This window comes from Nemorincola caseinilytica, assembly GCF_039540515.1.
Taxonomy (GTDB): Bacteria; Bacteroidota; Bacteroidia; order Chitinophagales; family Chitinophagaceae; genus Nemorincola; species Nemorincola caseinilytica.
The window spans coordinates 228,693-252,888 of the sequence record NZ_BAABFA010000019.1 but is presented as its reverse complement, the minus strand read 5'-3'; the positions used below and the strand labels follow the sequence as shown (position 1 = coordinate 252,888).

Below are 24,196 nucleotides of genomic sequence, written 5' to 3'. Positions count from 1 at the left end.
TCCGTCGCTCCAATTAACAATGCCTCCAATTAACAATGCCGTAAACGTTTTCGCCAATGACCCAGCGTGGCTTGATCTTTCCAATAACTCTAAGCATTTCCGGCCAGAGATAACGGTCATCTTTCGTGCCGCGGCGCTTGCCGGCTGTACTGAATGGCTGGCAAGGAAATCCCCCTGTGAGTACGTCGATTTGTCCTGCATAAGTTTCACCGTTGAACTCCTTTATGTCGGTATGGGTTGCGGCATTGGGCCAGTAGTATTTAAGGACGCGTTGGCAGAATTGGTCTTTCTCGCAATGAAAGATATTCGTCCAGCCGACCATTTCAGCGGCAAGGTCAAAGCCGCCGCCTCCGGAAAACAAGCTTCCGTGCTTCATTCATTTTCTCCGTGGGATTGTTACTTAGAGGCAGCTAATGGCTTTGCTGTCGTGCAGGTGAATGGGTGAGCCTGTACAAAGACCTTCATCCATTAATGATGTGTAGCTGTCGTTGGTAATGATTAGATGGTCGAGAATATTGATGTTCAGGATTTCGCCTGCGCGGTTAAAGTCCTGCGTTATCTCGATGTCGGATTGGCTTGGCTTCAAGTTGCCGCTTGGGTGATTGTGAGCCAACACGAGCTTTGTTGCTTTAGCCTTTAACGCCAAGGCAAAGACCAGCCTTTTATCAACGCCGCAGGCGGCAATGCCACCAGAACAAATAAGCGAAACACCTAGACATGACATGTCGGTATCTAAAAGAAGGATTTTAAATTGTTCTTGAAGGTTGAGCTTGTTCTTATCCCAAGTACCAAACTAACTTTCGATAGTGAACATCTTGCTGAGCTGGATATAGCTAATGCTCAGTTTGCTATTGCGGCGTATATAAACGGTGATATCGATGATAGCTTCAAATATCATGCTCAAAACGGCACCTTGTACCAATACATAGAACAGCAATTAGGTCTTGAGCCCAAAGGAGGTAAACAACTTATGTTCCGTGTAGCCTTTGACAAGGCTAAAACAACAACAGAATTTGAGAACCTAAGAAAGCTATTTCCGAAATTCATGCAGTGGGTTGATACCTACAAACAGCAGTATGGCTATAAGATGTTCTCAAACCTGTTACAGAGAAAAGAAGCGGAGATAATGATAGATGGCCTACTACCTTTTCTTATAAATAAAGGCTACGAGATATTTACCGTTCATGATGCTTTACGTGTAAAACAATCGCAGAAGGAGGAAATAAGAAATTTTATGCAGCATTATTTTGATGAAATTGGATTCCGCTGTTCAATAAAATGAGGCATAAAAAAGATCGCTGAGTTGATGCGGGTAACAGCGGGTAAAACACCCAATGCCGAACTACTAATTGGCTTTGTCGACTTTAGATAGAATTATCTAAATTTAGGTTCAGAACATTCATATAATCGGTCAAAATCTATTTAATGTCAGAAAACGGCGGCCAAAATCTCGAAAAATTAAGAGAGAAAATTAAGAATGCAACTTTAGTGAGGCATACACACGGTACAGATATTTATTACATTTTTGATAATGATGGCTTAATTGCTCAAGTTGATGGGGGCGATTTGGTTCAAATGCTTATGCCCAACGCCGACTATGAATTCACTCTTGATCTGGAGGAGACTTCTGACAAGATTGAGTACGACTTTTAATTCTGTTAGTCTTCTGCGTCATAATATGTGGCATTAATTATAGTTGACAAGTTGCTTTCGTAAGTTTAAGAAAGTTTCATACGGCCCTTTTGTCAAAAAGATATTTGTTACCCATGCGGGTATTACTCCGCCAGGATCTGCTTCTGCAAAATATTCAACTCTTATTGTGCCGGGCTTTATAGTTGATACCTTCCAGACGACTTTCGAAACAGGCACCCTTACCATTCCTTTTGGGGGAGGAATTGAATTTTCAATGCTGTGGGCATTCATGGTCAATGTGCCCACAATGGTATCCACCATCCATTTCATCTGCATTACAACATCCCGATGGCTAAGGGGCCAAGGCATTGCTTTCTCAGTATAGTATATAAGCTCATTATCATTCAGCCGTTTTATCAATCTGGTAGAATTAGTGCTATATACCCAGTTCTTCTGTTTGTCTACATCGGCAAGTAAGTTAGCCAATTGCTTCACAGTCCCATCGGCTTCGAATTCTGCTTTCAGGACTTTTACTTCCGAAGCCTGTTGGCTTTTAGTATAAATGTTGATGCCTGAGCCGCTTTTCTTTAGCTGCCATTCATTTGCCAAGGCTGGGTAACATGATAACGACAAAAGGAATATCAACAGGTTTACTTTTTTGCAAGCAACCTGAGTTGTACGCTGCAAGCTTTTATATAAATGCATATTTTTTATTTTTAGAGTTCTGCTCTTCTTAGCAATGAGATTTTCACCGGCTTAAGGCTGAATGTAAGGTTATATCCGCGCTTGCGCAGGTACTTACAGATGAAGATTATTATAGCTGCTGTGATCATGTTAGTGCTTATCAGTATGTAGGTGGACAATATTTTCAGCAGGCGCTACCGAGAGTTTCGACAATTTTATGATGCGCATCCAAACCATAAGGCGAATAATCGGATACACAGGGTCTATCTCGTGCCAGCGCTTGCCAAAATTGACGGCTGAAGGACGTTTGTGATGATTGTTGTGATAAGATTCACCAAGCATAAGCACATCTATAAAAAGCAAGTTGCGAGAAGTGTTCTTTAGCCTGAAATTGATATAGCCATATTTATGAGCAAACCAATTGATAAGCGCGCCATGGAAAGCGCCAAGGGCCAATAACACCGGAAGCAGGAGATACATCCACCAGCTAGTGGCGAAGATGAAGAAGAATGTAAGATATGCAACACTCCAAAGTATACGTGAGGGCGTAGAATTGGCCCATTTATCAAAACCTTTCCATTCAGGCAGGTTTTTCATAAAGCGTTTCTCAACCTGCAGCTTACCCTCTACCACATCGCAGTAAAAACGACGTGTACGCAGCATCATACTTAGCAGGTTAGAGGAGAAAGCAGGAGAGTGAGGGTCAAGCTCTGTATCGGTATGGGCATGATGCAGGCGGTGCATAATGGCATATGCTCGAGGACTCATGTAGTGGGGACCTTGTGTAATGTAAGTGAAAATGAAGAAAAAACGCTCCCAACCTTTGCTCATGGTAAATGCCCCGTGTGAAGCATAACGATGATGGAAGAAGGTTTGGGCAAAAAGTGACAAATACCATACGGTAATAAACAAAATGACAATAGACATACTTAACCTTTTTTGAAGGAGTGAAGAAAATTTCAAGAAAGGAAGTACATTTTATGAATGGCCTTGCATTGATAGGAAGAATGAGCAAAGGACCGCAAAGAATGGAAAATCGTGTCTTGAGTGTTACTGCTTGTAACGATAGTAAAATTAGCTAAATCAAGGTTAAGGAAAATCCAATTGTGTAGAAAGAAACACACTCATTCTTTTGAATGAGTGTGTTTGAAGTGTTGTGAACGTAAACTTTTCTGAGTGTTCCGGTAATTATTTATTGTCCCGAAGTTTCAGACTCATTTCCACACGGCGGTTCTTAGCTTTTCCGGCAGCGGTCTTATTGGTTGCTACGGGTACTGATTCACCGTGACCTTCAGTGTCTAAGCGATCACTTGCTATTCCTTTGCTTACGAAGTAGTTTTTCACAGAGGCTGCACGGTCTCTTGAAAGAGTGAGGTTATTTTCTTCAGAGCCTACGTCATCAGTGTGACCATCTATCAACATGTAGTAATCTTTGTACTCGTTCAATATGCCCACTATTTCGTCCAGCAGCACGTAAGATTTCTTCTTGATTATGGCTTTGCCGGTTTCAAACTCCAGCGCTGTGGCTGCAAATGCCAGGCGTTTTTTCACTTGCACGCTCACTTCAGGGCAGCCATAATTACTTATTGTTCCAGGTTTTGTGGGGCAACGGTCGGTATTGTCAGGCACGCCATCACCATCGGTGTCCGGGCATCCGTTAAAGGCTATTGGGCCAGCTTTCAGCGGACATTTGTCTGTGTTGTCGGGTATCCCATCGCCATCTGTATCAGGGCAGCCTTTAAATGCCGCAGTGCCAGCTTGGTCAGGGCAAATGTCGTCTATATCAGCTATGCCGTCTTTGTCGCGGTCGGGGCAGCCACCCATTGCAACTGGACCGGCAAGGTCAGGGCAGCGGTCTGAGGCATCAGCAACACTATCAAGATCTTTATCAGGACAGCCCATTGCTGTGGGCATGCCTGCAACAGTAGGGCATTTGTCTACAGAATCGAATATGCCGTCTTTGTCAGTATCGGGATTAGGACATCCTTTATACGCCCATTCGCCTACAATTCCTGGGCAGCTGTCTATTTTATTCGATACTCGGTCGCCATCGCTGTCTTTTGGCTTACGGTAGTTGATGGGAACAAAAGCCCCCATATAGAAGTTAACACCATACTGGTTATTGCCCAGCAGCCCCAGCATATCGTCGCTGCCTGCAAAGAAGCCAGCAACACGTGCACCTATGCCAGCCTTGATGGATTGAGATTGCATATTATAGGTTACAGGTAGGCCAACGCTGAAAACGCGCGTGTCGTACCGGGGGGTTACAGTTATCTGGCTGTAGTAATAGTTGCCTATTTGTTTGCGGTCTGCCAGGTTTGTAAGAGAGGTGACATTCACGTAGAAATCACCGCTTATTTTATAATCCAGAGCCAGCAACATTGCCGTAGGCATATGATATACCGTGCTCTTCACACTGGAGTCCACCGTAAAGCCGCGAGATTGTGCATATGCCTTGAAGTCTCTGTAGTTATTAACGCTGTTGGCCAATTCACTTCCCCTTAAATAACCATTGCCGGAAAGCGCAGCTTGCCTGTTGTCGGCAGTTTTAAAAGTTATACCGCCAATGTCGGTGATAGCCGCAGATAATCTGAGCTTGTACCGGGGAACACTGTGATCGGTGATCTTTGTTTTACCATCCATGTCATACTGGTATTTTTCATGGTTGGGTCGGAATTCGTAGTAGAAGCCAACATCTCCGCCTATTCCTGAGCCTCCTTTTTTACCGAAATAGCGGCTGAACAGTTCGGAATTGGAAGTGCCTTCGTTTACTGTGGCTGTACTGTTAAGAATGTTGCTGGAATAAGACACCTTGGTGTTATTCAACTGCAGAGAATCACTGGATGTATAATAAGAGGCGTCAATATTATCGCCTTGCATACTCAGGTAGCCTATGCCTCCCAAATAACGTGCTGTAACACCCACGCTCAGGAAGTTCTTGCCATGGTCCACCAGAACTCGTCCGTATGATAGACCTATTTCGCTCCAAGTGGCAGCATTCCATTGAAAGTCTTTTGAGTTAACGGTGTAATTACCACCGCCGTTAACGGCAAATTGTGGGTCCAGTATGGAACGGTACACTTTCTGGTTTACATCTGTATACTGGTTAGCTCCTCTCAGCCTCGTGGTGAGCGCTATGCTGTTCTTATGGTCTATATTCCACATAAACCCCGGACCGCGTACTTCGGCATAGGGAGCCATCAGGTTTACAGATGTTTTGTTGTCGAACTTGAACACATCGTTTACGCTCAATACACTGCGATTGTTTATTTTCTGCAGCAAATTGTCCTTGCTTAATGTGCCAAGGTCATTTTCTGCAAATCCGTTTATGGCAAACAGGTCTATAACCAGTTTGTTCCTGGAATCAGCAATGGAAGCCGGGTTCAAATACAATCCTGTTGTGCCGCTCCAGTTGCCGGTGGCCACGCCCATCATGCGCTGAGCATATGACGGTAACGACAGCAACCCCATTATTACTGGTAGAATAAAGTACTTTTTTTTCATGTGATGGTTTTAATTGTGACGTGATAGTGCACAGAGGAATCAAGATATTCCTGAGAAATGAATGTTGGTCTGCGCTATGCAAAGGTATCTCTGGCGTGATGCCCCTTTGTACACAATTAAATGTATTAGTTGTATAGTTCACACGTCTCCTAAAATGAAACTAAGTGTAAACTGCAACTTTATGGGTAAAGCCATCATTTGTCAGCTGCACTTCATTTCCTTCTCTTTGCCTACTGTCCATTTCCCAACATGGGCTGGAATTGTTGTGAACCTGAAAGACCTCTATATTGTAAACTGTGGACATGTAACGATATGTTATTGATACAGAAGGCCAGCTCAGCGGAAAACATGGATCAAACACCAATTTGTCGGCGCGTAGCTGCATGCCTAATAGTGAACCGATAATGAACTGATACATCCAGCCTGCAGAACCAGTGTACCATGTCCATCCTCCACGTCCTTTGTGCAGTTCATTTGCATAAACATCAGCGGCCATTACATACGGTTCCGTTTTATAAAGTTGCACCGCATCAGCATCCAAAGTGTGGTTTATCGGGTGGATCATATTGAACAGTTCCCATACCTTCTCCCTGTCTTTTAAGGCCGCAAATGCCATCAATGTCCAAACGGCAGCGTGAGAATACTGTCCCCCATTTTCGCGCACTCCTGTTACGTACCCTTTGATATAGCCGGGATCCAGCTCATCTGAATTGAACGGCGGATCGAGGAGCTGAATAAGCCTGAGTTCCCGTTTCACCAGATGTTTGTCCAGCGATGCCATGGCCATGCGTGCCCTCGTATCACTTGCTGCACCGGACAGAACAGCCCAGCATTGGGCGATAGCATCTATGCGGCATTCATTGTTCTCTTTTGACCCCAAAATATGCCCATCATCAAAATATGCACGTTTGTACCATTGTCCATCCCAGCCCGATGTTTCAATATTGGTCTGTAGAAGGACTGCCTCATTCGCGCATATGTCAGCGAAGTCAGTGTCACCATGGTCAGCGGCAAGTTTGGAAAAGTCTTGAAGTATATCATACAAAAAGAATGCAAGCCACGCGCTTTCCCCCAAGCCTTTATTACCCACACGGTCCATTCCATCATTCCAGTCGCCTGAACCCATAAGAGGCAGGCCATGTTTTCCAAAATGAAGGCTGTGCTTTATAGCACGCACACAGTGTTCATACAATGACCCTTCCAGATTGCCGCTAACAGGCAGATCATATAGTGAATCTTCATTCTCATGCAGTGGACGACATTCCAGGAATCCTACTGATGTTTTCAGTATTTCAATATCACCTGTGGCGCTAATATACTTTGAGACCACAAATGGCAGCCAAAGCATATCATCGGAACACCTGGTGCGCACGCCTTTGCCTTCAGGCGGGTGCCACCAATGCTGCACATCTCCTTCGCTGAATTGCCTTGATGCGTGCAATAATATCTGTTCGCGCACCAGCTGCGGCTGGGTATGCAGCAAGGCCAGAACGTCCTGTAACTGATCTCTGAACCCGAATGCGCCACCTGACTGGTAAAAGCCGCTCCGCGCGAATATTCTGCACGCAAGACCCTGATAAGTGAGCCAACCATTTGCCAGTATGTTCAGAGCAGGATCGGGAGTGGACACCTGCACAGCGCCAAGGATGTCTTTCCAGTATGCTATAACATTTTGCAACGTACTCTCAGCTATATCTACGTTCATCAGTTGCCTTATGAGCAGCCGTGCAGCTGTATTGTTCTCTTCGCTGCCCAGCTGGAAGACGATCTCTTTCTCTTCCCCATCCTGCAGTTCGAATTTAAGTTGTAGGGCTGCACACGCATCCATACACGCACCGACCTTCCCCAGCAGCCTTTTATAATACAATGCCTGAGGGTCGGTAAGATCCTTGTTGCGACCTATGAACTCAGTGCGGTCGGCTGTAAAACTGAGTTGACTATTGTCATTTACCCTGAAGAAAGTTACCCTGTCTGCAAATGCGGTATTATATCTGTTGCGTAGCAGCACCGTGTTGGTTTCATTGTCATATTCTGAAATGATATGCATATTAGTTCTCGCACGCACATCACCCAGTATGATCTCCATAAATCCTGTGGCGGAAAGGCTTCTGTGTCTTGCAGACACATTTTTCACTTTAAGGCTTATGAACTTGACAGGCAACTCTTTATCGACGAAGACGCGCATTTCGGTGGCAATGCCGTTCTCAGTGTGTTCAAAAACAGAATAGCCAAATCCATGTGTTGTAACATAGGGCGACAGGCCAACAGCTGGAAAAGGCATAGGCGACCAAAACTGTCCGCTTTCTTCATCACGTACGTAAAACGCTTCCCCTCCGATATCACTTACCGGATCATTGCTCCAGGGAGTGAGGCGATACTCATGCGCATTGCCAGCCCACGTATAAGCCGATCCGCTCTGGGAAATAACAGTGCCGAATTTCGGATTGGCAAGAACATTTACCCATGGTGCAGGTGTTGTTTGCTGATAGTCGGTTATTATTTTATACTCTCTGCCACATGGGGTGAATCCTCCTATGCCATTTGGAAAAAAAAGGTCGTGAGGTAATGCTATTGTAGAATTGCTGTTTTGTATGATCGGCTTGGTAACTAATAAGGGTGGCGTAGTTTTTTTAGAGCCAAGTCTGTTTACCTGTTCGGATAAAGTACCCTTATTGGCAGAAATAATGACACGTGCCACGCTTTCGAAAAGAAGACGGTCATCAGCTGATATGTGGTCGGCAGACCGGACAAAAATATGACCTGTGCCATTACTATCATGAGTGCTGCCGGTTGAAGCAACAAGATCCATTATTTGCTCCTGTAATAAGCGGCGGTAAGAGCCATGGTCTTCATTCCAGATAACGAGATCGACCTTAAGCCCCTTCAAGCGCCAGTAGGCATGTGCCTGAACCATTTGCTTTACAATGTCAAAATGTTCCGCATCATATATATGTAACAGCACTATAGGCAGATCGCCTGACACAGAATGACTCCACAGTCCGGATTGCCCCCTGGCATTGTTGAGGATAACTGCAGCTGCTGCCCGGAGTTCCGGGTTATTATAGATCACTGAGGCAGCTAGCTTGTCATACAGCAAAGCGTCAGCCTCTGTAGCATTTATCTGCCGCAAAAGTACCTGGCTGTGCGTCCATGAAAGTTCAAAGGCACGGTCCTTAAGATGTTGGTCTCGGTATTTATATATAAGCCGCTCACACATTTCTTTTGTTTCTCCCATGCTGTAGATCAGATCGACAGTAACAGCCTGGTTAGGCTTCAAACTAATACGGCAGCGAATGGCAACAATGGGATCCAATACCGCGCCCTGGCTGTTTGAAAGAGTTGCGCCAATCATAGCCTGTGGGTTTGCAAGGTTCCTGTCTCTGCCTATGAACTTCATTCTGTCAGTTTCATAAGATACAGTTTCAGCCTTTACGCCACGCACGTCCATCATATGCATCATCCACGGTGGGTGCTCTTCTTTTGAACGGGAGCGACGTGTGCAAAGGATGGCTTTGTATTCCCGGAGAATTTCTGTCTGAACAAATAAGTTGCTGAATGCCGGATGCGCCTCGTCGGAACTTTGTTTTGCCAGCACCACCTCTGCATAGCTGGTTATGTCAAGCTGTTTCACTGATAAGGTCCTGTTTGTGATCTTGATCCTCCTTATCTCCGTGTCATCTTCCGGCGACACTATTATCTCGGTCTTTGTATCAATACCGTGATCGTGCCGGCGAAATTCTGCATGTCCCTGTGAAAATATTGCTTCGTAATTTTTGCCCGGCCGCTGAGTTGGCTGATAGGTGTTCGACCATATGTCATCGGTCTGCACATCTTTAATGTAGCAGAAAATACCGTGATTATCCCTTGTGGTATCTTCCCTCCATCGATTTACAGCCAAGTCATTCCAGCGGCTGTAACCACCGCCTGAATTAGTGACCATAACATGATAGCGTGCGTTTCCCAAAAGCTGCACTTCGGGCGCGGCTGTGTGAGGGGTGGAAATAACACGTACCGGGATGTCGGTAGACACAGTTGTTTTCCTGACCACATCGGCAGTGTGCGCATAAAAAACTGTGGCACGCGGTATACGTTCCTGCAACAGCAGCAGGGTGGCCTGGAAGCGCAGATCCCTTACAAATCTCTTTTGCATAGGCCGGTTCAATAGGTGATAAGCAAGTGAAAGCAGCCCCATGCCCTGGTGGTGCGCCATATAAGACCGTATGACACTGTGTGTCTGGCCGCGTGGCAAACGCGCCTTGGTGTAATCTATTGCCTCATAAAAGCCAAACTCGCCTTCCATGCCTCGTTCTGCCAATAGTTGAAGGTTACTGCTTGCTTTGGCAGGCGATACCATCAATGCCATCATGGTTGCATATGGAGCAATTACCAGATCTTCTTCCAAGCCTCGCTTTAATCCTAACCCGGGTACACCGAAGGCCCGGTATTGATAATTCATATTCGTATCGACCGCGTTGTAGGCCGATTCTGAGATACCCCATGGAGTTCCCTTCTGAGCGCCATACTCTATTTGTCGCTTTACAGTGGCCTTGCTTGTTTGATGCAGCAGGGTGTTCTCATATGAAGGCATCACAAGCTGAGGCATGAGATATTCAAACATGGAGCCGCTCCATGAAAGCAGTATCGGATCGCGGGAAGAGTTTGTCAACAAGCGGCCTAATGCAAACCAACTTTCCTGTGGCAGCTTTCCCTGAGCTATTCCTGTGAATATGCCCAACCGGGCTTCCGATGCCAGAAGGTCATAAAAGCTGTTGTCTTTCCGTTGGTCATCTATATTGTATCCTATCCTCAGCAGGGAGGTGGAAGCGTCAAGTAGAAAGCCATATTCAAATTGACTCATTTGCTCACATTGTTCAGCCATGCTTTTCAGCAATTCACTTCTCCTCCTGGCCTCTGCCGAAGCGGTGGCAATGTGCCTGCGTACCTGTGCCAGCCATTCTTTTTCTACAATACTGTTCTCCAGCTGTTCATATGCATCTATTTGATGAAGGAATACATCCTGGTCGTTTATCAATGCGGACAATGTGGGTATTTCGTTCAATGCAGCAAAACCGTGCTGTGATGGCATGCCTGCAAGCCATGGAGCCATTAAGATCAGGTCATCTTTCAGATCGCTTATCTGTAATAACAGCCTATTCATCCATGTAGCAAACACGGGGCCGTTATCATGAGGAAGCATGTTCAATTCACTGATAAGCCTCGCCAGCTCATTTAAGTGTTCGTTTGCAACGTCAAGTGTTCCACGGCTGTCGTTCATCGCCATTTGGAGCTTACTCAGTATGCTGTCTGTTATTGCGTTCACTCCACCGGGAATACTCCGTATAACTTCGACTGTAGATTTCAGTCCGGTGTAAACATGGATGCCAAATACAGGCTGGTCGCACAACCCGAGCAGGGCCTGGCGTAAGGTCAGTAAATGTCCTGCAAGATTGCCACTGTCAACAGCAGAGACATACCTTGGCTTCAGCGGAGCTAAACTTTCGGTGTCGTACCAGTTTAAGAAGTGACCTCTGTATCTTTCCAGCTTCTGCATTGACCGCAGCGCATCATTGCAGCGGGAAATGAGCCTTCCGCCCGATATGTAGCCAAAATCCCACGCTGTTATATTTGCAAGCAAAGCAAGACCCAAATTGGTGGGTGATGTTCTGTGTGCTATTACAGCAGCGGGATGTTCCTGAAAATTATCTGGGGGAAGCCAGTTATCTTCAGCAGTTACAAACGCTTCAAAGTAGGCCCATGTTTTACGCGCCGTCTTGTTTAAAAATTGTAATTGCTCTTCGGGCAATGCGGGTTCTTCGTTAGTTTCAGGTGCGGAAAGCTTCCACACCAATGCAGGAGACAAGCTCCACAATATAAGAATGGGTATGGCTGTAAGCAGGGCATCTGACCTACCATACAATAAGGCGAAGCATATAAGAGCGAGCACCGGTGCTACCCACATTGCTTTATAAGAAGCCCATACACTGTTATACGAACTGTTATCAGAGATAGCTGCAGAGGGCATCCATTCAAGCAGCTTTTTCTTAGAGATAAGCATACGCCAGTTGGTGCGCACTATGGCTGCACTGTATTTGTATGCTTCATATGGCAAAAGCGAAATGTTGAAAGCAAACCGTAACATGCTATTACGAATTGTTACACCTACTTCCCTCAAATGTGCGTTCAGCGTAAGATCAACAGGCTTATGTAACAATTCCCACCCTGAAGCGAACAAGGCAGGCAGCAGTAGCATTGCAGCGACCGTGATCGTCCAGATCCACGGATGCGGCAATATTGTCCAGCCCAGCAATAACAGAATTAAAGAAGATAAGGGCAACAGGCTCCGCCGGAGGTTATCGAGTATCTTCCAACGTGATATTGTAGACAACTTGTTTTTTGTAAGGCGGCCATTGCCTGTTGTGGTAAAAGGCAGCATCCATGCGCCTATTTGCCAGTCTCCTCTTATCCATCTTTCATGCCGCTTTATATTGGAACTGTATTCAGCAGGATTATTCTCATATAGATACACATCGCTCACCAATCCTGAACGTGTATAGCATCCCTCTATAAGGTCATGGCTCAATATCCTGTTTTCCTGAAATACACCGGCGACTGCCTGTTCAAATATATCTACATCATAAATGCCCTTACCTATAAAAGAGCCCTCTCCGAAAAGATCCTGATAAACATCAGAGGATACTAGGGTATAAGGATCTATTCCGGCCATATCGCCCTGCATGCGCAGGTAAAGCGAGGTGCCCATCTGTGGAATGGCAGAGTCCAATCTTGGCTGTAGAATACCGTATCCTTCTGTCACCCGTTTCTTTACTGTGTCATACACCGCGGTGTTAAGCGGGTGTGCCATTGTTGCAATTAATTTTCGCGCGGCATCACGCGGCAATTGTGTATCTGAATCAAGCGTTATGACATATTTTATTCCTTTGAGCGTGTCGCTATCTTTGCTGATAAAAGAGAATTGACCTTCTTCTCCGCCACGCAGAAAGGCATTCAGCGCATACAGTTTTCCTCTTTTCCGCTCATATCCCATCCATTTACATTCAGATGCATTCCATAAACGTGATCTGTGAAATAGAAAGAAAACAGTGTCCCCATCTCCTTTATATTTTTCATTCAATGCTTGAATATGTTCGTTAGCGAACCTAAGTAATTCCTGATCTTCATCAAGTATTTCTTTGTCAGCATCCAGAAAGTCTGTAAGCAGACCATAATACAGGTTCGTTCCTTTGTTGGCAAGAAAACGTATCTCCAGTCCTTCTATAAGCGCTTCGATGTATCTTTTGCCAGAAAGCATAGTGGGCACCACTATAAGTGTGCGACACTCATTGGGAATGGTTTTTGAAAAGTCCATGCGCGGCAACAGCTGCGGCCGAACCAGAATTGCAGACAACCAATTGACGATGGAAACGGCTAATTGTACCGCCCCTGATAAAATGACAAGCGATGTGATAACCAAAATCCATTCGCTTCCGGTATAATAACTATGAACAAGGGAATATAAAAAGGTTACGGACAGCATTGTAAACAAAAAGATCGAGAACATATACACACACAAAGGCTTGGCTTTGATGATGTGTAACAACTTATTTCTTACCGTATACTTTATTTCAGCCAGTGATTCCAGCTGTTTTCTGCCGTGATCCCAAAGGAAGTAACCTATGTGCCTTTGCCTGTAAAATGGTGCGTTTCTATGTTCATTCGCTGCCGCTAACTGCAATGCCTTTTGCGCCACTTCAGTTTCTGACAGGCATGATCTTTTTGCAATGGCTTCTACCACATGCCTGTACTTATCCCGTGTCGCAAAGTCCATTAAAGAATAGATGCCTGCCGGATCCAGGCGTAAAACCTGTTCTATGCTGCTGAGTGTTTCAACAAACTCACGCCAGTCGGTAGCACCAATAAACCGTAAGGTCCCTATGCTGTTGCGAACCGAAACCTGGTCTGCTGCCTGTTTCTGGTTTTCCTGCCGCACCATCTCGTTGCTGCTTGCTCCCACGCGCGACAATTGTTGCTCCATCCAGCTAAGTGGCAATGCCAATACCGGGCCTTTGCCCTGTAAATACCGGGTGAAAGCTGCCACAAAAGTGTTACTGAGCATAGGATTTGACCGAGCCATGTCGGATATGGTCAAGACAAGGTCTGCCGGTTCTTCTTTTGCGGTTACCATCATACGTTCAGCCCAATATTCTGCAAGGTTATTGTCTACCATGTCAAGCGCTATCTTTGCGCACACTCTCCTGAGGTTCTCTATTACCGCCAGCCGCAGCATTATTGGTATTGCCCATAGCTCACCTATTGTAAGCAACGCATATGATTGATAAGCAGAGATAAAGCTGCTCAGATTAGTTACATCTACCCTTCCATCACTGTGAGAAATGATCTCCAGCACAATATTGTATACACGCGGCCTGGAAGGAGCTATACCGTTTTCAAGATATGGAAGCCCCTGACTGTATCCCTTAGGCAAGTGCTTTTTTGCCAGCAATATTTGCTCTTCTATAAGATAAAAATTATCGAGCAGCCATTCAGCACCGGGGGTTATCGCCTTCCCCGACCTGATATTTTCAACCAATAACTGTCGCACTTTCAGAAGAGTTTCTTCATTGTCGTCCAGCCGGCCCAACAGTTGGTCTTTATGCTTTTTTGCAGTCAGCAATTTATGCGATGTTGCTATCGCGATGCCATGTTTATTCATTTTCTCCGAGCTGTAGAGCTCAGAGAAAAATGGGTCTTCATTGCTTTCAGCAGAACCACTGTCTTCCTGAAAATACTTGCGGAATTGGGATAGAACATCAAAAACTGTGGCAGTTACTTTTTTCATAAATGTGATGGGAACTTAAAAAATTGAGATCAAAAGATAGCTGCAGTACGACCTGTCAATTAGTTCATGTGTTTATATCTTTCCGTAAGCATAGGCGAAGAGAAAAATGTATTCGTGATAGGATTCTATGTACTCAAAACGGATATAGGCCATAAAGCCGTATTCCTTTAGTCAGCAGTTATTTTTTCTTTTGTTTGGCATCCAGTGCCTTTTGAGCTTCGCTAATAATTGTGCGTAATTCATCTTCATCTGCCTCGCTGTATGCTGCTGTGTCTTCTACAAGTAGGCCGTTATCCGGCTGTTTGGTCTTATTTTTAAAATATTTGCGAAACAGGAAATTGCTTTGCAGTGCTTTCATGTTCTCACTGAATCCTGAAGCGCCTTCCTGTATAGTGAGCATTGCAGAATTAGCTATTGTACCGGCAGATGTAAGCAGGTTCGAAAATGAGTCCGTATATATCAGCTGGCCGACAGATCCCCTGCCGGACTGCAATTGGGATGCGATACCGGCCAATGAACCTGTGATCTTCTCTGCATTACGAGCTGTGCCTTCCATGCTTTCGGACAGATCATCAGAATATAGCAACCTGCTGATAGTGCCATCTCCTTTTCTTATTTGCACCGCCATACTGGCAAGCTCACCGGTAATAATTTCTGCATTGCTGGCAATGTGAGTAAATTGGGATATCACCCTATCAAGGTCTATAGGGTCTACGGTTCTGATGCGCGAACCTCCCGACAGCAATTTCATCCCATTGTCTGAACCCGATACAATAGTTATCAGTTTATCTCCCATCAACCCGTCAGAGCCTATTGATGCCAGTGCATCGCTTTTAAGAAAAGGCCTCACTTCTTCTTTCATCAGCATATCCACCCGTATCTGTGTGTCCGCAACAATGCGTATATCTTTCACGGTGCCTACATTGATGCCTGCAAAACGGATATTATTTCCTATTTCCAATCCACCTACGTTCTTAAACGTGCCATATATAATGAAGGTATCGTTGAACATATTCTTCTTGCTGCCGATAAGGAAGATACCCGCTACGAGTATCAGCAAACCGGAGATGGTAAATATGCCGATCTTTATTTTTTGCCCTGTAGTTGCTTTCATAGTGTTTCTATTTAAAAAATGAACGAACAAGCTCATCCGGGCTGTGCTCCAATTGTTCATAATTACCTTCTGCTATAAACTTTCCTTGGTTGAGAACGAGTAACCTGTCTGCTGTTATCCTGGCACATGCCATATCGTGAGTGATGATGATTGACGATATTTTATACTTCTGCTGCATCTGTAGAATGAGCTCGCTTATCTCGCGCGATGTAATGGGGTCCAAACCGGTTGTAGGCTCATCGTATAGCATTATCTCGGGTCTTAATATCAGGGTGCGTGCAAGCCCCACACGCTTGCGCATGCCGCCCGAAAGGTCGGACGGCATTTTGTTGATAGCGTCCAGCAATCCCACCCCTTCCAGCACTTCTTCTACGCTTGCGCGTATCCCGTTTTTGTCTTTTAGTTTCAGCACACGCGTAAGGGGGAACTCCAGGTTTTGTTCCACAGTCATGGAATCATATAATGCCCCGCTTTGAAAAAGAAAACCCACTTTCATACGCAGCATTTTTAATTCTGTTACCGAAAGTTCGCTGACCTCCTTATCGAATATCTTTAAACTGCCGGAGTCTTGCGTCAACAATCCTACCATACATTTTATAGACACAGATTTACCGGAGCCCGACTTTCCTAACACCACTAAGTTCTCTCCGCGCAAAAGATTCATATCAATGCCGGAAAGAACCACCTTGTCACCAAATGCTTTCTTAAGATCACAAATAGCGATCACTGTATCATTTGCAGCAGCTGACGGGGCTTCACACAGAAAGTTGTTGTTATCGTGATATGCATCGTTCATAGTAGTTTAGTTATAGGCAAATACGGAAGTGAGCTGAACTGCAATGGCATCCAGCAAAATGACCCACAAGGATGCAGATACCACGGCTGAATTGGCAGCTACGCCCACGCTTTCAGTCCCCCTGTCAGAATTATACCCTTTGTAGCATCCCACAAACCCTATAGCAAACCCGAAGAATATTGTTTTGATAACTGCCGGTATAAGGTCTGTAAAGCTCAATGAGGAGAATGCCTTGTTGAAATAAAGCGTGAGGTTTACTTTGTTACTGATATTGGATGCGCAATATCCTCCTATAAGGGCCAGTGCATCGGCTATAAGCGTCAGCAAGGGAATCATTATGATACACGCAAGTATACGCGTTACCACAAGGTATTGCACTGGATTAGCGCCCGATACCTCCATGGCATCTATTTGCTCGCTTACCTTCATACTGCCCAGTTCTGCGCCAATGCTTGAAGCAATTTTACCCGCACATATAAGGGCAATAATAACAGGGCCTATTTCCCTTATCACAGATATAGCCACCATGCTTGGCACAAAACTTTCTGCTCCGAATGCTTTCAAAGTAGGTTCGGACTGTAGCGTAAGTACGAAACCCAGTATAAAACCGGTAATGCCGACCAGGGAAAGAGACTTATTACCAATTATATAGCACTGGCGTAAGAATTCGTTCCATTCGAAACCACGCTGAAAAATATTACGGAAAAAGTGACCAAGGAAAACTGCCTGATCTCCGGCGCTGGCAAACGGTTTGGTAAAAGAAGAGAATAAAGGCATGATAGGGAATTTGTGTAAAGTGCATGCACGTATGGTCTAAAGTTGTAGAGTCAAAGTACCGACATTAGTAAAGTTAGCTATAACACATCGGTCATTACCGAAGTGCTTTGTTAAATCGTACTGTCCATGTGAACTGTAAAGACGAATTCCATTGATGATGAGGGCTGTTATAACATACCCGTTTGCAAATGCTATGTGTCAGTTATAGTGATAAGGTGTGATTGATGTAATCATTACTTTAAGTTGCACAACTAAACACATGCAGCAATATGCCACCTTTGATGAATCAATTAAATGGGTAAAATTCCCGATTTTAAATAACCATATGAAAAAGCAAGCAGTAAGCGCTACTGAGAAGAATGCGAAGCAAAAAACATCCGACAACACGGCAATAGAAGCATCTAAGCTGATGAAACTGTTCGAGGATGAATTAAAAGATATTTATTGGGCAGAAAAGGCGCTGACAAAGGCAATCCCTAAAATGATTAAGAATGCAACGGCCATGGAACTGACTGAGGCATTACAGAGCCATCTTGAAGAAACCCACGAACATGTTATTCGCCTTGAGATGGTCTTCCAGATCATAGGCAAAAAAGCTGTGGCAAAAAAATGCGAAGCAATGGAAGGATTGATCAAAGAGGCTGAAGAGATTATGGAAGAATGTGACGCTGGCGCAATGTGCGATGCTGGCATCATTTCGGCCGGACAAAAGGTGGAACACTATGAAATCGCCACGTATGGCACACTGCGTCAATTTGCTGCAACGCTCGGATTAGCAGATGTAGCTTCTATTCTCGAAAAGACACTTGCCGAAGAAAAGGCTGCTGACGAAACTTTGACCACAGTTGCAACAACTGCGGTAAACGTAAAGGCTGCAAGCGAAGAAGAAAATGACGAAGAGGATAATGAGAAAGATACTGACCCAGGCGAAATAGACGAAGATGCTGAGGTGAATAAGAAGACTGAAAAGAGAGAAAACAAAAAAAATAGGGTAAGGTCTGTCTTCATAAGTAACGTTGAATAATGAATTATTTAAGGACGATTGCAACATAATACATATGGAACAGAATTGTTTAAATAGGAAGACTTAATTTTCGTTCGTTGTGAAGACACAACTTTACTTAATGCTATTGGGAGATTTTGTTTAATCCAAACAACAGTACTGCGGCTGCTTTCTATAAATCAGTATGGGTTTGTTTTAACCCTACAGGTGGCAGAAAGGTGGCAGTTCTGCCTTCCTCAATCGTGTCTAAAGCAACATAAAGGTAAACCTCGATATTCGCTAAATTGTTGCCCAGTATGCGTTTGAATACACATGCGGTTGTTTATATGTTAAAAAATTATTCCCTCCCACACCACCACTAAAGGGCAGAAACAAAGCGCAGCAAGCGTAAGGTTTCTGCCCTTTTTCTATTCAGGTACACTGGCATGTGTAAATATTATAAAGGCAAAGGTACATTTTGTAAACGGGTACCGGCTCCTTTGCCGACCTTTGCAGGTAAAACATGCCACTCATGAAAAAGCTACTGACATATGCATGTATCGCCTGCCTGTTCGTAACAGGGGGCATTTTTTATGCCTGCAAGAAGAATGCTAACGGGCGCAATACGCTGTCGCTGGTAGATGATGCTACAGTGTTGTCGCTATCCACGCAGGAGTATGGTACCTTCATGGCGGCCAACCCGCCTGTAACAGGTACGCCCGAGGCCGCTATGGTGCAGCGTGTAGGTGCCAAGCTGACGGCCGCAGTGAACACCTACCTGGCCGGTAAGGGCAAGAGCGACCTGGTGAGCGGCTACCAGTGGGAATTCAACCTGGTGAACAATGCTGAGGTGAACGCATGGTGCTTGCCCGGCGGCAAGATAGTGGTATACAGCGGTATAATGCCGCTGATGCCTACCGATGCCGACCTGGCCGTAGTGATGGGCCACGAGATAGCCCATGCCATTCTGAAACATGGCAATGAGCGTATGAGCCAGCAATTGCTGGTGCAGTATGGCGGCGCTGCGCTTTCTACCATGCTTTCTACCAAGCCGCAGGAAACGCGCGAGCTGTTCTCGAACGTATATGGCATCAGCAGTACGCTGGGTGTGCTGGCCTACTCGCGCAAGCAGGAGACCGAGGCCGATGAGATGGGTCTGTACATAATGGCCACCGCAGGTTACGATCCCAATACCGCGGTATCGTTCTGGGAGCGGATGAAGGCCAGCAGCAGTGGCGCCAAGCCTCCGGTATTCCTGAGTACGCACCCCAATGACGACCAGCGCATAAAGGACATACAGGGCTTCCTGCCCGAGGCTATGAAGTACTATAACCCATAGGCCGGGCTTACCACCTAGCTATTCCTGCTTTTTATGACGACCTTTGCCGCCATAATACATACCAATGCGACATATAAAGATATCTTTCGAGGTGCCGCCCGGCGATGAGCGGGATGTGCTGATAGCATTGCTGGCCGATACGGGTTATGAGGGCTTTGAGGAGACCGATAACGTGGTGCATGCCTATGTGCCCGAAGAGGCGTATGATGCTGCGCAGGTGGCAGAAACACTAAGCATGTACCAGGTGCAGCATGCTGCCGAGACCATAGAGCCGCGCAACTGGAACGAGGTATGGGAGGCCGGTATACAGCCTGTAGTGGTAGATGGATTCTGCACGGTGCGCGCCCATTTCCATAGCCCCGAGGTAGATACGCCCTACTGCGTGGTGATAACACCCAAAATGTCCTTTGGTACGGGCCACCATGCCACTACGCAGCTTATGATGATGGCCATGCGCCATATACCCTTTTCCGGCAAGACCGTACTGGACTTTGGCACCGGTACAGGTGTGCTGGCCATACTGGCCGGTATGCTGGGCGCCGCTAAGACAGTGGCCATAGACAATGACGAATGGGCCGTAGAGAACGCCCGCGAGAATGCCGAGCGGAACGGTAGTGTGGGAATGGAGATAGCACAGGCATCGCTGGAGGATATAGAGGCACAGGAATATGATGTGGTGCTGGCCAATATAAACAGGCACATACTGCTGCACCATATGCCGGCCATGTATGGTATGCTGGTAAGCAAGGGCATACTGCTGATGAGCGGCCTGCTCACCGAGGATGAGGCCGTGATAGCCGATGCTGCAAAAGAGGCCGGCTTCGTGATAGAGGCGGTAGAACAACTGAATGGCTGGATATCGGTAAAAGCGATAAAGCAATAGTATAATATGTGCCTGCGCAATGTTAAAAGAATGTGAGTAGGGGAGCGTGTCGGTTAGGATTTCTGAAACACAAGGTCTATATTTGTTACCTTCGCCAATTCGAATAAGTGGAAATGACCATAGCAATATTGATAGTTCTGGCTTACCTTCTTGGTTCTGTACCGTCTGCGGTATGGGTGAGCAAATGGATATATGGCATAGACATCCGCGAACATGGCAGCGGCAATGCCGGTGCTACCAACACCTTCAGGATATTAGGTCCGAGGGCGGGTTCGGGTGTGATGATAGCCGACATGATGAAGGGTTTCATAGCAGTGAAGCTTTCTATACTTTCCTCCTACGCCTGGACAAGCGAGCCTTTCGTGAACCTGCAGATATTCCTGGGCCTTGCGGCCGTCATAGGCCATATATTCCCCATATGGGCCGATTTCCGTGGCGGCAAGGGTATAGCCACCCTCTTCGGCATGATACTGTCCATACACCCCATAGTGGCCGTAAGCCTGGTGCTGGTGTTCGTTATGATGCTGCTGCTCACACGTTATGTGTCGCTCAGCTCCATAGCTGCCAGCATAGCCTTCCCGCTGCTTATACTGTTCATTTTCAATGCACAGGCGCAAGAGCTCAGCTACAGGCTGTTCGCCATAGCTACGGCCTTCCTGGTAGTGCTGACGCATCATAAGAACATAAGCCGCCTTATAAGCGGTAACGAGAGCAAGGTGCCGCTCTTCCGCAAGCGCCGCATGCGCCAGTAAAACAGCGATAGCCAATACGCATCATATCAGCATACCTGCCTACAAGAAGTACCTGAGTTATCTTTTCCCTGTACGGCTGCGCCATACTGGGACCGGCAATGCATTTACCGAACTGATACTATACCGGGACCGGCTGCAGCTAGGCACGGCAGATGCCCTCTACTCTGATGGCAACAGGTATATGCCCGCGCTGGCGGTGGCACATCATTTCCGCAATGTACTTTCCGGCGTGCAAAATATGCTGATTCTGGGGTCGGGCATGGGCAGCACCATGCAGATACTGGCAGAACGGGGCTATACCCCTCGCTATACACTGGTAGAGGCCGATAAGACCATACTGCAATGGGCGCTGGAATTCGCACCGGCCGGCCTTGCAGCCCATATAGAGCCCGTATGTGCCGATGCGGAACAGCATATGGCGCAGAATAGCGCCACATACCACCTTATTTTCATAGACATTTTCATAGGCAGGCGGGTTCCGTCATTCGTTATCTCTCTGGCGTTCCTGCGGCAGTGCCGCGCAGCTATGGCGCCCGGCGGTCACCTCGCGTTCAACTACATCATCAACGATGAGCAGGAGTGGCAGCAGGCCTGCGATGCGTTCAGTATCGTCTTTCCCCGGCATACCATCATAGACAAGGGAGAGAACCGCATATTCGTCACCTCCCTTTAGCCCCTCCAGGCCTCCCCCGTGGGGAGGAGATAGATCTTAAGGTGCCCTGTCTCACATTTTCGTACCTACTTTAGATGTCTAATGAAATTTACTTCGGCCTACTGACCTACATTTGGGTAACGGACACATACTTATGAAGACAGATCTGCTTATCATAGGCTCGGGCATAGCCGGGTTGACATTTGCCGTAAAGATGGCAAAACGATTCCCGCAGAAGAGCATCATCATCGTTACCAAGGCCAATACCGACGAGACCAATACCAAGTATGCACAGGGCGGCATAGCCGTGGTGAATGATATGGAGCGCGACAGCTTCAGCAAGCATATAGAAGATACCCTGGTAGCAGGCGATGGCCTCTGTAACGAGCATGTGGTGGATATAGTAGTGAAGGAAGGCCCCGAACGGGTGAACGAGATAATAGAGTGGGGCACACGCTTCGACAAAGATGTGCAGGGCGACTATAAGCGCGGCAAGGAGGGCGGGCACTCCGAGTTCCGTATACTGCACCACAAGGATATAACGGGCTTTGAGATAGAGCGTGCGTTGGTGGCCGAGGCCCGCAAATATGCCAACATACAGATACACGATCACTGGCTGGTGCTCGATATCATCACCCAGCATCACCTGGGTTATCTTGTTACCAAGTCTACGCCCGATATAACCTGCTATGGCGTATACGCGCTGGACCTGCGCGATAACAGGGTAGAGAAGATACTGGCCCGCTGCACGGTGATGGCATCGGGTGGGGCAGGGCAGGTGTACCGCACCACTACCAATCCCCGCATAGCCACCGGCGATGGTATAGCCATGGTGTACCGCGCCAAGGGGCGTATAGAGAGTATGGAGTTCATACAGTTCCACCCTACGGCACTGTATGAGGCAGGTGTGAGTCCGTCTTTCCTGGTCACCGAGGCGGTGCGGGGCGATGGCGGTATACTGCGCAATAAAGAAGGAGAGGCCTTTATGCCGCGCTACGATGCCCGTGCCGACCTGGCCCCGCGCGATGTGGTGGCCCGCGCTATAGACAACGAAATGAAGCGTACCGGCACCGAACATGTGTACCTGGACTGCAGGCATATGGATATGGAACATTTCAGGGGGCATTTCCCCAATATATATGCCAAATGCATGAGCATAGGTATAGATGTGGCCAAACAGATGATACCCGTAGCGCCTGCAGCACACTACTGCTGCGGTGGCATAAAGGTGGACGAGTGGGGCCGCTCATCTATACTGAACCTGTATGCCTGTGGCGAGTGCAGCAGCACAGGGTTGCATGGGGCAAACCGCCTGGCATCGAACTCGCTGCTGGAGGCGCTGGTATTTGCGCACCGCTGCGCGGTAGATATAGCAGAGCGTATAGACGGTGTGAGCTTTGCCGAAGAGGTGCCGGAATGGAACACATCGGGCACGAACGACCCCAGGGAGATGATATTGATAACGCAGAGCCTGAAGGAGCTGCAGCAGGTGATGAGCGATTATGTAGGCATAGTGCGCAACGACATACGCCTGCAGCGCGCCATGAACCGTATAGACCTGCTGCATAACGAGACCGAGGAGCTATACCGGTCTACAACGCTATCGCCGCAGTTGTGCGAGCTGCGCAACCTCATAACCATAGGCTACCTGGTGGTAAGGAGCGCACAGTTCAGAAAGGAAAGCAGGGGATTGCATTACAATACCGACCACCCTGCGAAGAGCGGCCCGGTACAGCAGATAGTGCTGTAGCAGTGGCTGTTACCACAAGCCTATGGCTATGAGGAAGCCCCACAGCATAAGGCCGAAGACACTGATGATAAGGCCTGCGATAGCGCGGCCACGCTTGGGCTTGCCCGGCTTCAGGCCGATGGCCGCGAATATGGCCGCCAGTATCATGAACGGGGGAAAGAACATATAGATGGCCCCGCCTATGGCCACCCACATAGATGCCGTTCCGGCCCAGCCATTGCGGCGCTCTTCACGCCTTTTGTCTTCGCAGCCATTGCACTCGTGTGGTGCGGGAGCTGCGGTATTGGCTGCATCTGGTACGGCAGCCTCTATGGCATTATGTACCGATACTACGGCCGTATGTTTGCTGTGTTTTACAAGAAAGCCCGCATGAGAGCGTACAGGGACCAGCAGGAGGGTGCATACAAGGAGCAGGAGGAATGAATATATTCTCATATGGTATGTATAACGTAGGTAGTATGTAGATATTGTATGCTGCAAGATATGAAATATCGG

The 24,196-nt window shown here is 46.9% G+C and carries 18 protein-coding genes; 8 read left to right on the top strand and 10 right to left on the bottom strand.

Annotation, left to right across the window (positions count from 1 at the left end; translation table 11 throughout):
* Nucleotides 1–13: 13 nt before the first annotated feature.
* Nucleotides 14–376 carry a DNA cytosine methyltransferase gene (locus ABD843_RS13930; protein WP_345084278.1) on the bottom strand — a complete coding sequence of 121 codons (363 nt, stop codon included), beginning with the start codon at nt 374–376 and terminating at the stop codon, nt 14–16.
* A 24-nt stretch (nt 377–400) separates the two neighbouring features.
* Entirely contained in the window at nt 401–724 is a 324-nt protein-coding gene (locus ABD843_RS13925) for a JAB domain-containing protein (RefSeq protein ID WP_345084275.1), read from the bottom strand.
* Nucleotides 725–757: 33 nt separating this feature from the next.
* Here ABD843_RS13925 and ABD843_RS13920 point away from each other — a divergent pair, with 33 nt between their 5' ends.
* On the top strand, nt 758–1,282 hold the full coding sequence (locus ABD843_RS13920; RefSeq protein WP_345084272.1) for a hypothetical protein: 525 nt from the start codon (nt 758–760) through the stop codon (nt 1,280–1,282).
* A gap of 143 nt (nt 1,283–1,425) precedes the next feature.
* The gene (locus ABD843_RS13915) at nt 1,426–1,653 is read left to right on the top strand and encodes a hypothetical protein (protein ID WP_345084269.1); all 228 of its coding nucleotides are present in this window, start codon (nt 1,426–1,428) and stop codon (nt 1,651–1,653) included.
* A gap of 33 nt (nt 1,654–1,686) precedes the next feature.
* Here the strand turns inward: ABD843_RS13915 and ABD843_RS13910 are convergent, their stop codons facing one another.
* The 7 genes from ABD843_RS13910 to ABD843_RS13880 form a co-directional block, all read right to left on the bottom strand.
* Nucleotides 1,687–2,337, bottom strand: a complete 651-nt coding sequence (locus tag ABD843_RS13910; RefSeq protein ID WP_345084266.1) for an START domain-containing protein — start codon at nt 2,335–2,337, stop codon at nt 1,687–1,689.
* Between the two features lie 129 nt (nt 2,338–2,466).
* Nucleotides 2,467–3,243, bottom strand: coding sequence for an acyl-CoA desaturase (locus ABD843_RS13905; protein ID WP_345084263.1), 777 nt, complete (start codon nt 3,241–3,243; stop codon nt 2,467–2,469).
* A 261-nt stretch (nt 3,244–3,504) separates the two neighbouring features.
* A complete protein-coding gene (locus tag ABD843_RS13900; RefSeq protein ID WP_345084260.1) occupies nt 3,505–5,820 on the bottom strand; it encodes a DUF5723 family protein in 2,316 nt (771 codons plus the stop codon).
* Between the two features lie 160 nt (nt 5,821–5,980).
* Nucleotides 5,981–14,656: a GH36-type glycosyl hydrolase domain-containing protein gene (locus tag ABD843_RS13895; RefSeq protein WP_345084257.1), complete on the bottom strand. Its 8,676-nt coding sequence runs from the start codon at nt 14,654–14,656 to the stop codon at nt 5,981–5,983.
* A 178-nt stretch (nt 14,657–14,834) separates the two neighbouring features.
* Entirely contained in the window at nt 14,835–15,770 is a 936-nt protein-coding gene (locus ABD843_RS13890; RefSeq protein WP_345084254.1) for an MlaD family protein, read from the bottom strand.
* Between the two features lie 7 nt (nt 15,771–15,777).
* On the bottom strand, nt 15,778–16,566 hold the full coding sequence (locus ABD843_RS13885; RefSeq protein ID WP_345084251.1) for an ABC transporter ATP-binding protein: 789 nt from the start codon (nt 16,564–16,566) through the stop codon (nt 15,778–15,780).
* Nucleotides 16,567–16,572: 6 nt separating this feature from the next.
* The gene (locus ABD843_RS13880) at nt 16,573–17,343 is read right to left on the bottom strand and encodes an MlaE family ABC transporter permease (RefSeq protein ID WP_345084248.1); all 771 of its coding nucleotides are present in this window, start codon (nt 17,341–17,343) and stop codon (nt 16,573–16,575) included.
* 259 nt (nt 17,344–17,602) lie between these two features.
* On the opposite strand from ABD843_RS13880, the gene ABD843_RS13875 reads away from it, so the two are divergent.
* The 6 genes from ABD843_RS13875 (at nt 17,603) to nadB (ending at nt 23,701) form a co-directional block, all read left to right on the top strand.
* Nucleotides 17,603–18,367, top strand: coding sequence for a YciE/YciF ferroxidase family protein (locus ABD843_RS13875; RefSeq protein WP_345084245.1), 765 nt, complete (start codon nt 17,603–17,605; stop codon nt 18,365–18,367).
* Nucleotides 18,368–18,857: 490 nt separating this feature from the next.
* Nucleotides 18,858–19,664 carry a M48 family metallopeptidase gene (locus ABD843_RS13870; protein WP_345084242.1) on the top strand — a complete coding sequence of 269 codons (807 nt, stop codon included), beginning with the start codon at nt 18,858–18,860 and terminating at the stop codon, nt 19,662–19,664.
* A 64-nt stretch (nt 19,665–19,728) separates the two neighbouring features.
* Nucleotides 19,729–20,547, top strand: coding sequence for a 50S ribosomal protein L11 methyltransferase (gene prmA / locus ABD843_RS13865; protein ID WP_345084239.1), 819 nt, complete (start codon nt 19,729–19,731; stop codon nt 20,545–20,547).
* 113 nt (nt 20,548–20,660) lie between these two features.
* Entirely contained in the window at nt 20,661–21,299 is a 639-nt protein-coding gene (gene plsY, locus ABD843_RS13860) for a glycerol-3-phosphate 1-O-acyltransferase PlsY (RefSeq protein ID WP_345084237.1), read from the top strand.
* 238 nt (nt 21,300–21,537) lie between these two features.
* The gene (locus ABD843_RS13855; RefSeq protein WP_345084234.1) at nt 21,538–21,972 is read left to right on the top strand and encodes a polyamine aminopropyltransferase; all 435 of its coding nucleotides are present in this window, start codon (nt 21,538–21,540) and stop codon (nt 21,970–21,972) included.
* A 133-nt stretch (nt 21,973–22,105) separates the two neighbouring features.
* Nucleotides 22,106–23,701 (top strand): L-aspartate oxidase, encoded by a 1,596-nt coding sequence (nadB, locus tag ABD843_RS13850; protein WP_345084231.1) that lies wholly within the window; start codon nt 22,106–22,108, stop codon nt 23,699–23,701.
* 9 nt (nt 23,702–23,710) lie between these two features.
* On the opposite strand, the gene ABD843_RS13845 is transcribed toward nadB, so the two are convergent.
* Nucleotides 23,711–24,136 (bottom strand): hypothetical protein, encoded by a 426-nt coding sequence (locus ABD843_RS13845; RefSeq protein WP_345084228.1) that lies wholly within the window; start codon nt 24,134–24,136, stop codon nt 23,711–23,713.
* Between the last annotated feature and the right edge of the window lie 60 nt (nt 24,137–24,196).

What these genes read in the sequence shown, in the direction of transcription:
- ABD843_RS13930 (WP_345084278.1), bottom strand. Translation starts at nt 376, where the DNA reads ATGAAGCACGGAAGCTTGTTTTCCGGAGGCGGCGGCTTTGACCTTGCC.
- ABD843_RS13925 (WP_345084275.1), bottom strand. Translation starts at nt 724, where the DNA reads ATGTCATGTCTAGGTGTTTCGCTTATTTGTTCTGGTGGCATTGCCGCC.
- ABD843_RS13915 (WP_345084269.1), top strand. Translation starts at nt 1,426, where the DNA reads ATGTCAGAAAACGGCGGCCAAAATCTCGAAAAATTAAGAGAGAAAATT.
- ABD843_RS13910 (WP_345084266.1), bottom strand. Translation starts at nt 2,337, where the DNA reads ATGCATTTATATAAAAGCTTGCAGCGTACAACTCAGGTTGCTTGCAAA.
- ABD843_RS13905 (WP_345084263.1), bottom strand. Translation starts at nt 3,243, where the DNA reads ATGTCTATTGTCATTTTGTTTATTACCGTATGGTATTTGTCACTTTTT.
- ABD843_RS13900 (WP_345084260.1), bottom strand. Translation starts at nt 5,820, where the DNA reads ATGAAAAAAAAGTACTTTATTCTACCAGTAATAATGGGGTTGCTGTCG.
- ABD843_RS13895 (WP_345084257.1), bottom strand. Translation starts at nt 14,656, where the DNA reads ATGAAAAAAGTAACTGCCACAGTTTTTGATGTTCTATCCCAATTCCGC.
- ABD843_RS13890 (WP_345084254.1), bottom strand. Translation starts at nt 15,770, where the DNA reads ATGAAAGCAACTACAGGGCAAAAAATAAAGATCGGCATATTTACCATC.
- ABD843_RS13885 (WP_345084251.1), bottom strand. Translation starts at nt 16,566, where the DNA reads ATGAACGATGCATATCACGATAACAACAACTTTCTGTGTGAAGCCCCG.
- ABD843_RS13880 (WP_345084248.1), bottom strand. Translation starts at nt 17,343, where the DNA reads ATGCCTTTATTCTCTTCTTTTACCAAACCGTTTGCCAGCGCCGGAGAT.
- ABD843_RS13875 (WP_345084245.1), top strand. Translation starts at nt 17,603, where the DNA reads ATGCAGCAATATGCCACCTTTGATGAATCAATTAAATGGGTAAAATTC.
- ABD843_RS13870 (WP_345084242.1), top strand. Translation starts at nt 18,858, where the DNA reads ATGAAAAAGCTACTGACATATGCATGTATCGCCTGCCTGTTCGTAACA.
- prmA (WP_345084239.1), top strand. Translation starts at nt 19,729, where the DNA reads ATGCGACATATAAAGATATCTTTCGAGGTGCCGCCCGGCGATGAGCGG.
- plsY (WP_345084237.1), top strand. Translation starts at nt 20,661, where the DNA reads ATGACCATAGCAATATTGATAGTTCTGGCTTACCTTCTTGGTTCTGTA.
- ABD843_RS13855 (WP_345084234.1), top strand. Translation starts at nt 21,538, where the DNA reads ATGCTGATTCTGGGGTCGGGCATGGGCAGCACCATGCAGATACTGGCA.
- nadB (WP_345084231.1), top strand. Translation starts at nt 22,106, where the DNA reads ATGAAGACAGATCTGCTTATCATAGGCTCGGGCATAGCCGGGTTGACA.
- ABD843_RS13845 (WP_345084228.1), bottom strand. Translation starts at nt 24,136, where the DNA reads ATGAGAATATATTCATTCCTCCTGCTCCTTGTATGCACCCTCCTGCTG.